This is a genomic window from Agrobacterium sp. MCAB5, assembly GCF_052114365.1.
GTDB classification, from domain to species: Bacteria; Pseudomonadota; Alphaproteobacteria; order Rhizobiales; family Rhizobiaceae; genus Agrobacterium; species Agrobacterium tumefaciens.
This window is the reverse complement of record NZ_JBFREP010000009.1, coordinates 16,417-28,855: the sequence shown is the minus strand read 5'-3', so window position 1 is coordinate 28,855 and position 12,439 is coordinate 16,417. Positions and strand designations below refer to the sequence as shown.

The window sequence follows — 12,439 nt, the reverse complement described above, 5'->3', positions numbered from 1 at the left end:
CAGGCTCAGTTCTTCGACGGAATACGGGCGACCATGCGCAGCGAGGTCGTCAGTTCTTCCATCTGCAACCAGGGCCGCATCCATGCGACCGCATTGTAGGCGCCGGGTTTGCCGGGCACTTCCTGCACGGTCACCTTGGCATCGCGCAGCGGATATTTGGCGCGGCTTTCCTCACCCGCCTCGTCATTGGCGTTGACGTAGTTGGCGATCCAGCGATTGAGCCAGACTTCGCAATCGGACGCTTCCATGAAGGAGCCGATCTTGTCGCGCCCCATGACCTTGAGATAATGCGCGAAACGCGACGTGGCCATGATGTAGGGCAGACGTGCCGAAACGGCGGCGTTGGCCGTTGCTTCCGGCTTGTCGTAGAGCTTCGGCTTGTGCGCGGTCTGGGCGCCGAAGAACACCGCATAGTCCGTGTTCTTATAGTGGCACAGCGGCAGAAAGCCGAGTTTGCCGAGTTCGGCGTCGCGGCGGTCGGTAATGCCGACTTCGGTCGGGCATTTCAGATCCAGGTCGCCGTCATCGCTGGAGAAGACATGCATGGGCAGGTTTTCCACCTTGCCGCCGTTTTCAGCCCCTCGGATAGCCGTACACCAACCGCTTTTTGCGAAGGCATCGGTCAGCTTGGTGCCCATCACGTATGCAGCGTTCATCCAGCAATATTCGTCATGCTCAAGGTCACCATTCACCGCACCCTTGGTTTCGTCATAGGCGAAGTCATCGATCGGGTTGGTTTTCGGGCCGTAGGGCATACGCGCCAGCACACGCGGAAGAGCGAGCGTGACGAAACGGGAATCGTCACTTTCGCGGAAGCTGCGCCACTTGGCATATTCGACCGTGTCGAAAATCTTTTCCAGATCGCGCGGACGGGCGAGATCGCGATAGTCCTCGAAACCGAACATGTGCGGGCTGGCAGCAGAGATGAATGGCGCGAAGGCTGCCGCCGCGATCGATGAGACGCCTTGCAGCAGCTGGACGTCATCGAAGGAATTGTCGAATTCGTAATCGCCGATAATGGCGCCGAGCGGTTCGCCGCCGGGGGTGCCGAATTCGTCTTCATAGATCGCCTTGAAGAGGCGGGACTGATCGAATTCGACGGCTTTTTCGAGATCGCGCGCCAGTTCACGCTTGCCGGCATTCATGACGCGGATCTTGAGGTTGACGCTCGTTTCGGAGTTCTTGACGAGATAGTTCAACCCGCGCCAGGTGCCCTCAAGCTTGGCGAATTCGGGCGCCTGCATGATAGCGGCGAGCTGTTCGGAAATCGTGCGGTCCAGCTCCGCGATCGCGTGGTTAAGGGTGACGGTGAGGTTGCGATCATATTTTACCGTCCCCTTCAGTGCTTGATCGGTCAGCGTACGCAGGAGGTTCTGCGCGCGGTCCGGTTCGGTTTGACGGGTAGCGGCAACCACCTTGGACAGCAGTCCCTGATCTTCGGCGGTCGTTGCCTGTGCTTCATTTTTCAGCAGGCTCTCAGCGCTCATGTTTCAGTCCTTCCACATGCGGCTTTGAAAATGCCGCTTGAACAGTTAGAAGCCCCAAGCGGGGCCGTTCGAGGAGATTTTCCTCCACACAGGCGATTATTCGTTCGCGCCGTTCTTTTCCTTGAGTTCGGAAACCAGCGTTGCGAGGTCGGTCTTGTTTTGCAGAATATCCTCCAGCATCCGCTCCAGATCTTCCGAACGGTCGGCCTTGGAAAGAAGGTCGCGCAGTTCGTTGCGGGCATCCAAAAGCGCCTTGAGCGCCGGAACCTGCTGCACGACAGCGCCGGGTTCGAAATCATCCATACTTTCGAACTTCAGGTTGACCTGCATGTCCGTGCCATCCTTTTGCAGCGTATTGGCAACGGAAATATTGAGGCCGGGCGTCATGCGCCGCATGACTTCGTCGAAATTGTCGCGGTCGATCTGAACGAATTTACGCTCCCCGAACGGCTTGAGCGGCTGGGTGGGATTGCCGGAGAAATCACCGAGCACACCGACCACGAAAGGCAGTTCCTTGACTACCATCGCGCCTTCGGTTTCGACTTCGTATTTGATGTGAACGCGTGGTTTGCGAACACGCTCCAGCTTCTCATGTACACTTGCCATTTCAACCTCCTTGGTGCCCCTTGGCACAGACGACTGTTACGGAGCGGCGTCGCGCTCCGCGCTTTCTATTTTCCGTTGCTCTCTCCGCTTGGCTTGATGCCGGCGGCGGTTAAGACTGCGTTGCGAACCTGGGCTTCCGGCAAAAGCTCGGCCAGCAGTTCCGAAAAATCCATGCGTCCCCTGCGCACCAGTGTCTCTATGGCAAGGGAGATCGGTGAATGCGGCTCGGTACGGCGGAAGTAACGCGCAACCGAGAGAAGAGTTTCAAATGCTTCGTCGCGCGATAATATGCCTTCCGGTGCGGTCACGGCGGGCCGCGCGGCCGCCGGCCCGCTCTCGTCTGAACCGCTGATGCCCACAGGTTCCTGTTCGACGGATGCCGGCTCCTGGTCACGCCCGCCGAGCGAGCGAATTGCAGACGCTGCTTCGACCAGCGTGTTGCGGATATGGGAACTCGGTGGTGCGGATTGCCCGCAGCGCTCGGCAAGGATGGCCATGATGGCATCAAACGAGGAGAGGCACGCAGTCACCTCTGCCAACTGGGATGACATGGCGGCAACGCCAGTTTCAGACGCAAGCCGATATAGCTCTTCGCGACGTTTGCTCTCATTTGGGCGCTGCGCGAGTTGAAAGTCCCATAGGCTGTGTTCGCCAAATTTGCCGCCTGGGATCAATGAGGCGAGGCGCAAAGGCTGAACAAGCGTTCCTTCGCTGCCGACACCGTTCAATCCCGCTAAAGGTGCAAATTTTTCTTCGTCATTATCGTCGCTGATTGACCGCAGCGAGTCCCAGTGGTTGTAAAACAGCTCTTTGCCGAGGTCGTAGATTTCGCGCAGACCATGAAAGCCGCGCAGGCGCAGCGATGCTTCCGCAAGCCACGCCAATATTTCAACATCCTTGCTTTCGGAATATATAATCTGCAATCCAAGATTGCTGACATTATCCCAGCTACTGGATATTTTCAGGTTATCCTGCGGAGAAGCGGCGCGCTCTTCTGTACGAGCTTGGTTTCTTTCATCCTTAATTCTATAGTATATTTCACGCGTTCTTGCGTCGACCCGGATATTTTCTCCGCAGTCATTCAGAAATTCTATATCTGTTTTAACGTTCGGCGCGTTCAACGGCAGTCTATCTCCGAGAAATAGTAATGGATTTTTTGTAGTTACTTCCCTTACGTAAGGCTATTCATAAGACAGACTTATTCTAAATGTGTCTAAATTGTGGCATCTAGTGGATAATCTCATCTGACAAAAAATCAACTTCGGGGTGGACAAGTTGGTTTCATCATCATATTTACTCCACGTCACGTTGTGGAATGAACCCGGGCAGGAGGCTCATTGCATGTCGCATATCGATCTCAACCGCCTTGTTGGAGCGCTTGAGCCAGACCTGCGTGTTACCCTTGAGGCTGCGGCTTCTGTTGCGGTGCGCATGGGGCACAGATACGTGGATATCCCGCATTGGCTGCTTGCGGTTGTGGACTCCGGCATCTATGCGAAAACATTCGAGGAATTAAAAATTCCACTTCCGGTATTGCAGGCTGAAATCAGCCGCAGTCTGGAGGAGTCCATCATCGGCGACGGAGAGGCATTGTCGCTCTCCCAGAACATCCTCACGGCGGCCCGGGAGGCATGGATTCTCGCATCGCTGGAGGCTGGCCGCGACCGTGTTACGCTTTGCGATCTTCTGTTGGCGATGGATGAGGAAACCTCACTTCGCTCTTTCGTCCGCTCGGCATTTCCTTCTCTCAAGGCGATGGATCGCACCGCGCTTGAGCGTCTTCGCAACTCGACTGAAAATGGCGCAGGCGTGGATGTTCCTTCCGCGCTGGCAGGCTCAGGGCAGGCAGGGACAGGACAGTCTGCAGGCCAGAATGATTTCTTGCGCCTTTACACCCAGGACATGACCGCAGATGCCCGCAATGGCAAGGTTGATCCTGTTATCGGCCGCGATGATGAGTTACGCCAGCTCGTTGATATTCTAACGCGCCGCCGACAGAACAATCCCATCCTGGTAGGTGAGGCGGGGGTTGGCAAAACGGCGGTTGCCGAGGCGCTGGCGCTGGAAATCGCGTCTGGCAACGTTCCGGAAAAGTTGCGCAATGTCCGCCTGCTGAACCTCGATATTTCGCTACTTCAGGCCGGTGCCGGCGTTAAGGGTGAGTTTGAGCGCCGCCTTCATGGCGTAATCGATGCGGTCAAACGTTCTACCGAACCGGTCATCCTGTTTATCGATGAGGCCCACGGTCTCGTTGGTGCGGGTGGTGCGGCCGGGCAGGGCGATGCGGCCAATATTCTCAAGCCCGCTCTGGCGCGGGGTGAAGTGCGCACCGTCGCGGCGACGACCTGGAGCGAATACAAGAAGTATTTCGAAAAGGATGCGGCGCTGACCCGTCGTTTCCAGCCTGTACATGTGCGCGAGCCGGATGAGACGACCGCCATACGTATGTTGCGCGGTGTCGCTGACAGCTTCGTCAGCCATCACAACGTTGTCGTTCGTGACGAGGCGGTCGTGGCCGCGGTGCAATTATCCGCACGCTACATGCCCGCGCGGCAGTTGCCGGACAAGGCCGTCAGCCTTCTCGATACGGCCGCGGCTGCCGTCTCACTGGCACGGCAGACCGAGCCGGAGCGGCTGCGCGCTATGGAAAGCGAGCGGCGCCTTCTCACCGATGAGTTGAACTGGCTTCTGCGTGAACCGCAGGATGGCGAGATTGACAGCCGTATCCAGTCGATACGGGGCGAAGTCGAAAAGCTTGAGAGTGGGATCGATGATCTGCGCAGCCGTTACGACGCGGAGATGGCTGAGCTAAGCGAAGAGCAGCCGGTTGAAGGCGATGTTTCCAATGTCTCTCCCCTGCGGCCTGCGGTTAAGGCAAAACCGGCAAATGCCGAGAGACTTGTCCCGACGGTCGTTGATCGTGAGGCGATCGCCGCCGTCGTTTCGCGATGGACCGGAATTCCACTTGGCAAACTTCTGGCGGACCAGATCGAAAGTGCCCGGACACTCGATGCGCGTATGCGGCAGCGGGTGGTGGGGCAGGATGCTGCAATTGCACGGATTGCCGATGCCATGCGCACTGCGCGGGCCGGATTATCCGATCCGCGCCGCCCGCCGGCCGTTTTTTTCCTTGTTGGCATGTCCGGAACAGGAAAGACCGAAACCGCGCTGTCGCTCGCCGATATGCTCTACGGCGGCAACAGCCATCTGACGACGATCAACATGTCGGAGTTCAAGGAAGAGCATAAGGTTTCGCTGCTTCTCGGTTCGCCGCCCGGCTATGTCGGTTTCGGCGAAGGCGGCGTGTTGACTGAAGCGGTGCGCCGTCGGCCGTTCGGCGTTCTGCTCTTGGATGAGATCGACAAGGCTCACCCCGGCGTCCAGGACATTTTCTATCAGGTGTTTGACAAGGGCGTGTTGCGTGATGGCGAAGGCCGCGACGTGGATTTCAAGAACACCACTATCTTCATGACGGCCAATACAGGCTCGGAGTTGCTCTCGGCGCTGTCGGCCGATCCCGACACGATGCCGGAAGGCGAAGCGCTGGAAGCGCTTCTGATGCCGGAGCTTACCAAACAGTTCAAGCCCGCGTTCCTCGGGCGCACGATCATTCTTCCCTTCATGCCGCTTGGTACGGAGGCGCTTGCAAGGATCGTGGATATGCAGATTGGCAAGATCAGGGAACGTGTGTTCGCAACATATGGCACCGGCCTGACCCTGTCCAATGTGGCGCGAGATGCCCTGGTGGCGCGCGCCGGTGCAAGTGAGATTGGCGCACGCGCCATTGAAATCATGATCGGCAAGGACCTCCTGCCGCCTCTTTCCAGCTTTTTCCTCGAAAAGGTAATCGCGGGAGAGCGTGTCGGGAACATTGTTGTCGATTTTGGTGAAAACGGGTTCGGCATTCGTGCCGAAGAGGCTGGGGAAGCAGATGAATTCGCCGTAACCGAAGAGGTTGGGGTGGATAAAGTTGCCGCGTCGGATGGGGCTACCCGACGCATGCGGCATTAAACGAAGGGTAACTCGGCCTCGGAGCAAGAGGTCATTTTAGCTACAGGAGCTTACAGCATGCCAATTTATCTGCAGATTGACGGTATCCAGGGCGACGCCACCCATGAAGAACATCGCAAGTGGATGGATATTGAAGCCATTCACTGGAACGTGGCCCGCAACATGAACACCTCTGCTGGTTCTGCTGCAAACCGCGAGGCATCCGAACCGACCATTTCGGAAGTCATTCTGACCAAGGTTAGCGATTCTTCTTCCACCAAGCTTTTCCAGGAAGCCTGCGCCGGCCGGACCGGCAAGCTCGCAACCATTCATCTGGTGACCACGGGTAATCCCGGCAACACCTATATCGAGTATCTGCTGACAAACACGCTTATCGCCAGCTACTCGGTGGATTCCAGCGGTGACCGTCCGGTGGAAACCGTCAAGCTCAACTTCACGAAGATGGAAGTGAAGTACACGCCGTTCGACGACAACAACTCGCCGCAGTCTCCGATGATCGCCTCCTACGATCTGGCGACGACGAAGGCTGCCTGATCGTGACGCGACCCGGTGCCGGCGTTGCCGGCACCGGAACGTTTTCAATGCAGTTTTGCAGCTCACGTCGTGATGTTTCACGTCGAGTTTGGTCTAGGTGGTTTTTTGATGCGCTCCCTATATGCGTTTTTTGTTTCCGTGCCGGTTGTTCTGGCATCTTCCGGTCTTTCGCCGGTCGGTGCGGCGGAGCGGACATGGATATTCTCTGGTGCCGAACTCAAGCAGGCCATCGAGGGTAAGCTTGCCCCGGAGGTGTCCGATCCGGAAATGCGGCGGCTGGTTTCCGTTGCAAAATCAAGCGCCTATATCGCTGGCGTGGCCGATCTGACGAGCGGATCGGACTGGTGTGGTGCAGGCGCCGTGGCGCCCCATGAACTCAATGACCGGATCTACACCTATCTCGGCGATCTTCCTGCGGAAAAACTGGATGAACAGGCAGCCACTCTCGTGCGGGAGGCGCTCAAGGTCTCCTTTCCCTGTGAGCAGAAAAGTAACTAGTGGGACGAACCATGCGCGTTAACTTTGACACTCTTTATAAGAATTATCCGAGCAGCGACCCGTCGCACCCGAACTATGTCAGCCAGCGTGATCTTTTCACGGAAATAGGCTGGGATGATTTTATCGGTAACCCGAACTACCACAATACCTGTGCCATCCGCGTCAGCATCGCTTTCGTGAAATCGGGGATCAACATCGTGCCAGCCTCGCATCGCATCCAGAAAGGTCCATATGCGGGCAAGGGCATTGAGGTGAACATGCGCCGCCTCGCAAATCTGGTGAAACGGACGAGCTATCTAGGCGAGCCCGAACCGTTTACCCCCGCGACAGCGCGTAATGGCATCGGTGCCCGTAACGGTGTTGTGGCGTTCAACAATATCCCTGGTTACACCGGAGGCGGCCATATCGATCTTGTGCGGGGTGGCTCAGAGGCCACCCAATGCGCGTCGGCCTGCTACTACAATTCGGAAACGATCTGGTTCTGGCCACTTCAGTCCAGCCGCGGGTCCTGATTAGGAGTGTTCCATGAACGACCAGTCGTCACTTTCTGATTTCGTTCAGGCAAGCCGCGTCCTCAAGGTCAAGTCGCCTTTGGGAGAGGATCAGCTTTTGCCGGAGCGTCTGACGGTCGAGGAAGGCGTATCGCAGCTCTTTGATATTCGCCTGACGGTGCGTGCCAAGAAGGAGGCGGTTAAGCCCGAGGAACTGATCGGGCGGCTGGTCGATGTTTCGCTCGAGATCAGCCAGGGCGAGGGTGAGGGCGGCGGTGTTCGCCGTCCCTTTAACGGCCTTGTAACAGAGCTTCATGAAGGTCCTCCGATCACGCGTGGGTTGCGCTCTTACTCGATGACCATCCGGCCACAGATGTGGTTGCTTTCGCGGCGTTCCGATTGCCGCATCTGGATTGACAAGACGGCGGTCGATATCGTTGAGACGCTGTTTTCCGAACACGGAATTCCTGCTCCCGATACGTCAGGCATCATCTCGCCGCCGCCTGCACAGCACTACAGCGTGCAGTTTAACGAGACCGATCTGGATTATCTCACCCGCCGTTTCGAAGAGGACGGCCTGTTCTACTGGTTCAGCCACGAGGGTGGCAGCCACAAGCTGTATGTGGCCGACAGCGCCAGCGGCTGGCTCGGGCCGTCTCCGGCTGCCCAGGGGGAGGGAACTGTGCGGCTGGCGCAGGGCTCGTCGGACCGCAACCACATCAATGACTGGGCACGGCGGTTCTCCTATGTCTCCGGCCAGCGGGCGGGCGCGGACTGGAATTTCGAGACGCCGGGCATGGTGCCTCGCACGATGACGCCGTCTCTGGTGCAAATGCCGGACGCGACGAAGCGCGAGCTCTACGAATATCCGGCCCGCATCAAGACGGTGGAAGAAGCGGAACGGGCGCAGAAACTGCGCACCCAGGCGATCGAGGCCGATCACGACCGGGTGTTCGGATCGTCCACCTCACGCATTCTCGAACCCGGCCGTCGCTTTACGCCTTACGAGGTTGCCCATCCCGAACATGCCTATGAAGAGCATGTGATCATCAGGGCAAGCCACAGCATCGTCGATCTCTCCTATGAGACAAACAGTAACGAGCCTGAGTATCGCAACCACTTCGAGGCAATTCCGGCCCGCGTTCCCTTAACGCCGCACCGGACGACGAAGCGCCCACGCATCGAAGGCACGCAGGTGGCAATCGTCGCTGGCCCCGAGGGTGAGGAAATCCATCCCGATCAATATGGCCGCATCAAGCTGTGGTTCCCTTGGGATCGTAAGGCGAAGAAGGATGGCACGGATACGTGCTGGGTGCGGGTTGCGCAGAACTGGGCGGGCTCCACCTGGGGCGGCCAGATCATCCCGCGCATCGGCATGGAAGTGATGGTTGCATTTGTGGATGGCGATCCGGACCGGCCACTGGTGACCGGCGTGGTGCCGAACGCGCGTCAGACGGTGCCGTATGAGTTGCCCGCGCACAAGACGCGCAGCACGTTCCGCACCAATACGCATAAAGGGTCCGGCTTCAACGAATTGCGGTTTGAGGACGAAGCGGACCAGGAGGAGATATTTCTCCACGCCCAGAAAGACACGAATTTTGAAATTCTGAACGATTATTCCAAGCGTGTAGGGCGCGATAAATCGGAACTCGTGGCCAACGATAAATCGACGGAAGTTGGCGGCGACCATGACGAGGTTATTGCGGGCAACATGTCGATCGCGGTAGGCGAAAATGCCCTCTCAAACCTTTTGAGAGACAAGACGAAGCTCGTCTTCGACAAGGTTGGAGCTGCGTTGGGAAAACTGAAGATCCCGGACCCCTTCAATTTCGCGAAAGGGAATTTCCAGCTCTTCGTAGAGAAAAATCATTCGCAGGTCGTCGGTATCGGCTCCTCGGAGGTTGTCGGCGGGGCAAAATCGACGGTTGTCGGACATACCTATCAAACCACGGTCGGCAAATCACACAGCATCATCGTTCGGGGCCGTTCAGATACAGATATCGGGCGCATCATGAACATCCGGGTAGGCGAACAATTGACGATAAAAGTTGGAGAGAAGTCGATGCTCACGATGTCGCGCGAGGGGCATATCGTGATTAAAGGAAAGCACATTCATTTCGAAGCTGATCAGATTACGCAGAATTGAGTGGGGCCATGGCTGAGAAACCGTCAGGATTACCTCCATCTCGCATGCTGGGTGTTCCGTTTGCTGCATACGACGACGATAATGTCTTGGATATGTTGAAAACCGATCTGTCGACATTCAAGCGTCACCCGTTTTTTCCGGAGTCGCCGAGGATAAGGCCGCCATATCGCCTAGATACACCTCAGCCAACGTTCAATTCTAATGGTGGACTGTGCGAATACATACCCGCAGTGAACGAGACGGTGTTGTTTGGACGATCTTCCAGCGCAAACAAACTTCTTCCTCAGAAAGAACGTGAAAACGAGACGAAGGAAAGTGCCTGGAAGTTTGGCGAACTGAGCAAGGACTACAAGGATGCCGGCATTGGCAAAAAATACCAAAGGGGCGTCAGGGAGTATCTTGCTTCGGGCTACACGCGTCGCAATCCGGACGGGAAGACCGATCACGACACTGACTGGCGCGGCAAATGGAAGGAACGCAATTTCCAGGTTGCCGAGTATACATGGTGGAAAGCAGATAAAAAACTCGCCGGAGACAGTTTTGGGGATCCGGCAAAGGATTGGGCTTCAGGAGAATATAAGCTCGGTGCACTGGAGGGTGATGGAAAGGCCGGATTTTCCCTGACCAAAGGCGGTGTTGACGCCAAATTAAGTGCGAAAGCCAGTGCTGCTGCGGCTCAGGGCAAAGTCGAAGTTCTAAAGGATCAAGTCATCTCCGGGGCTGCGAAAGGTGCTGTGCTGAAAGGAGAGCTCGAGGGCGAGATTGCTTTTGTCGGTAATCCTGAAGAGATAACCGGGACATTGAAGCTTGCCGCCAAGGCGAACGTCATTGAAGGGTCAGTTAACGGAGAACTGTGCCTGACACCAACCCGAGTTGGTAATCCTGTCATCAAAGCATGGAACTGGCTGTTCGAAGAGCACAATCAGCTTATCGAAGACAAGTGGGATATAGGTGTTTGCGTCGGCGGTGAGCTTCAGGGCGCTGTTGGTGCTCAGGCTGAGGCATCTGCCGAAGCAGGTGTGAAGAAGGGCAAGGCGCGGGCTGAAGTTGGCGCGAAACTTGGTTTTGGCGTCGGGGGTGGCGCAAAAGCCTCCGCGGGCCTGACAGGTCTTGATAAGGCCGCAGACCTCATCAAGGAATGGCGGGGAAAATGATACGGAGAACCGAACGTTGAAGCCTCTATTTTTGGTGCTGCGCCGACTGTCTTTTTCGGCAATGGTTTTAGTGACGACCGCAATTGGATTGGATGTTATGGCTGAAGATTATACGAGCAGTTTGACGCTCGACACCACAGCGAAGGCGTCGGAGCCATATACATTTCAAGAAGCCAAGGAGCTTAACTTTCAATCGGTCAAGATCGACAAGTTCATGTGGTTCAAGGAGCAGCGGGCATTGTCCGAATGGGACAAGTACGAAACTTTCGACAATGTTACCCTGCAGACGATCGGCTATGATCCCGCCAATCGCGATCATTTCGAAATCCAAATCATCAGTGCCGAGATCAAACCGGAAAAGGTTGCCCGTGGTGTCGATTACGCCCGGCTCTTTGCGAAAGAATGGGCACCTACCGTCTCCGCTATGAAGGAATATGGTCGTGACGCCGGCGATGTGTTTGCCCTTGGGCCGGATAATGGATTCAACCGCCGTGAGAGGGTCGCCGTCTGGCGCAAGGATAAGTCTTTGCTCATCGTGCGTGCCGGCTATGCAGAGGAGGAGGCCTCTCGCGTCGAACCCCAGATCGGGCAATTTTTCGGAGCTTTGAAGTTCGACACAGAAACGGCCGATAATATTGAAGGTTCGATGCATTTGGAAAAGTTGCCGTCGAGCGGCGGCACTGTCTACTCCGCACGCCTGCCGGACGGATGGAAAAAACTGACGCAGAACAGCGATCCCAATCCGTCTTATACCGGGGCGATATTCACAAATTCCAATGATCCGGATGGAAACGCGGCTGTGTCCCTATTCATCTTTCCAACACCCAAGTCGGACCTGTCACCGACTGACGACCAATTGCGGCAACTCGCCGCGAAAGTGGTGGAAATCGAACTGCAGAATCTCATGCCGGAGGTCGGCTTTAAGCTGGACGAGGACGTCAGCTTCGTTCCCGGCGAAAAAGTTGGCGATGTGGATAAGGGTTTCATCGACATCGTTACTCTTCAAGGAAGTGGGCAGAAGATACGTGCCAAGACCGTGTTGAGTTTCAGAAAAGGCGTTGTCGCCGCAGTGGCTTCGCTCACGGCGTTTCCTGCCACGCCTACAGACGTTGCAACCATGATCCATACCGACTTCGTCACGCGTACCATGGGGGACGGTTTGGTGGATCAACTGAAATAAAGATCCGTAGTCGACGGAGGCGCCGCTTGTTTTTAGGAGCGGCCTTCCATCTGGTGAATTTAGTGGGAGTTTGCACGATATGAATCAGATCCCTGATCGCAAAGCGCTATTGGGAGAAGTTTTTCCGCTGCCAGAGGGTGCTTGGGAGACACTTTTGAAGCTAGCGACGATGATCGAGTTCGATGGCTCCGGGACGCTGACGATCCGTAACGGCGAAGCCCGCATCTCATTGGGGTCTGACGGGATCGTGAGGGTGGAAGGCAAGAAAATTATCCAGACGGCTCGCCAGAATATCGCACTGGACGCCGCCTATATCGATCTGAACTGACCGG

Annotated in this window: 11 protein-coding genes; 8 read left to right on the top strand and 3 right to left on the bottom strand. The window is 56.5% G+C overall.

From position 1 onward, the window contains the following. Window positions 1-5: 5 nt before the first annotated feature. From tssC to tssA, 3 genes are all read right to left on the bottom strand, one after another. Window positions 6-1,487, bottom strand: a complete 1,482-nt coding sequence (tssC, locus tag AB4Z23_RS19055) for a type VI secretion system contractile sheath large subunit (protein ID WP_004431481.1) — start codon at window positions 1,485-1,487, stop codon at window positions 6-8. 96 nt (window positions 1,488-1,583) lie between these two features. Further along, the gene (gene tssB / locus AB4Z23_RS19050) at window positions 1,584-2,093 is read right to left on the bottom strand and encodes a type VI secretion system contractile sheath small subunit (RefSeq protein ID WP_013760989.1); all 510 of its coding nucleotides are present in this window, start codon (window positions 2,091-2,093) and stop codon (window positions 1,584-1,586) included. A 65-nt stretch (window positions 2,094-2,158) separates the two neighbouring features. Next, on the bottom strand, window positions 2,159-3,214 hold the full coding sequence (tssA, locus tag AB4Z23_RS19045) for a type VI secretion system protein TssA (RefSeq protein WP_441360602.1): 1,056 nt from the start codon (window positions 3,212-3,214) through the stop codon (window positions 2,159-2,161). A gap of 220 nt (window positions 3,215-3,434) precedes the next feature. On the opposite strand from tssA, the gene tssH reads away from it, so the two are divergent. The 8 genes from tssH to AB4Z23_RS19005 all read left to right on the top strand — a co-directional run bounded on the left by tssH (window position 3,435) and on the right by AB4Z23_RS19005 (window position 12,435). Continuing rightward, window positions 3,435-6,104, top strand: a complete 2,670-nt coding sequence (tssH, locus tag AB4Z23_RS19040) for a type VI secretion system ATPase TssH (RefSeq protein ID WP_441360601.1) — start codon at window positions 3,435-3,437, stop codon at window positions 6,102-6,104. Between the two features lie 57 nt (window positions 6,105-6,161). Next, window positions 6,162-6,638, top strand: a complete 477-nt coding sequence (locus tag AB4Z23_RS19035) for an Hcp family type VI secretion system effector (RefSeq protein ID WP_004431488.1) — start codon at window positions 6,162-6,164, stop codon at window positions 6,636-6,638. A 108-nt stretch (window positions 6,639-6,746) separates the two neighbouring features. After that, complete coding sequence (locus AB4Z23_RS19030; RefSeq protein ID WP_013760986.1) at window positions 6,747-7,136, top strand: Rap1a/Tai family immunity protein; 390 nt, start codon at window positions 6,747-6,749, stop codon at window positions 7,134-7,136. An 11-nt stretch (window positions 7,137-7,147) separates the two neighbouring features. Beyond that, window positions 7,148-7,648, top strand: coding sequence for a type VI secretion system amidase effector protein Tae4 (locus AB4Z23_RS19025; protein ID WP_013760985.1), 501 nt, complete (start codon window positions 7,148-7,150; stop codon window positions 7,646-7,648). A 13-nt stretch (window positions 7,649-7,661) separates the two neighbouring features. After that, entirely contained in the window at window positions 7,662-9,773 is a 2,112-nt protein-coding gene (gene tssI / locus AB4Z23_RS19020) for a type VI secretion system tip protein TssI/VgrG (RefSeq protein WP_441360600.1), read from the top strand. An 8-nt stretch (window positions 9,774-9,781) separates the two neighbouring features. Next, window positions 9,782-10,927 (top strand): hypothetical protein, encoded by a 1,146-nt coding sequence (locus tag AB4Z23_RS19015; protein WP_141682903.1) that lies wholly within the window; start codon window positions 9,782-9,784, stop codon window positions 10,925-10,927. A gap of 16 nt (window positions 10,928-10,943) precedes the next feature. Next, window positions 10,944-12,107 (top strand): hypothetical protein, encoded by a 1,164-nt coding sequence (locus AB4Z23_RS19010; protein WP_441360599.1) that lies wholly within the window; start codon window positions 10,944-10,946, stop codon window positions 12,105-12,107. Between the two features lie 79 nt (window positions 12,108-12,186). Further along, window positions 12,187-12,435 (top strand): hypothetical protein, encoded by a 249-nt coding sequence (locus AB4Z23_RS19005; protein ID WP_111801246.1) that lies wholly within the window; start codon window positions 12,187-12,189, stop codon window positions 12,433-12,435. Window positions 12,436-12,439: the final 4 nt, after the last annotated feature.

Bases quoted from the DNA above. Each gene is read 5' to 3' on its own strand.
- tssC (WP_004431481.1), bottom strand. From the start codon at position 1,487: ATGAGCGCTGAGAGCCTGCTGAAAAATGAAGCACAGGCAACGACCGCC.
- tssI (WP_441360600.1), top strand. From the start codon at position 7,662: ATGAACGACCAGTCGTCACTTTCTGATTTCGTTCAGGCAAGCCGCGTC.
- AB4Z23_RS19030 (WP_013760986.1), top strand. From the start codon at position 6,747: ATGCGCTCCCTATATGCGTTTTTTGTTTCCGTGCCGGTTGTTCTGGCA.
- AB4Z23_RS19015 (WP_141682903.1), top strand. From the start codon at position 9,782: ATGGCTGAGAAACCGTCAGGATTACCTCCATCTCGCATGCTGGGTGTT.
- tssB (WP_013760989.1), bottom strand. From the start codon at position 2,093: ATGGCAAGTGTACATGAGAAGCTGGAGCGTGTTCGCAAACCACGCGTT.
- AB4Z23_RS19035 (WP_004431488.1), top strand. From the start codon at position 6,162: ATGCCAATTTATCTGCAGATTGACGGTATCCAGGGCGACGCCACCCAT.
- AB4Z23_RS19005 (WP_111801246.1), top strand. From the start codon at position 12,187: ATGAATCAGATCCCTGATCGCAAAGCGCTATTGGGAGAAGTTTTTCCG.
- AB4Z23_RS19025 (WP_013760985.1), top strand. From the start codon at position 7,148: ATGCGCGTTAACTTTGACACTCTTTATAAGAATTATCCGAGCAGCGAC.
- tssH (WP_441360601.1), top strand. From the start codon at position 3,435: ATGTCGCATATCGATCTCAACCGCCTTGTTGGAGCGCTTGAGCCAGAC.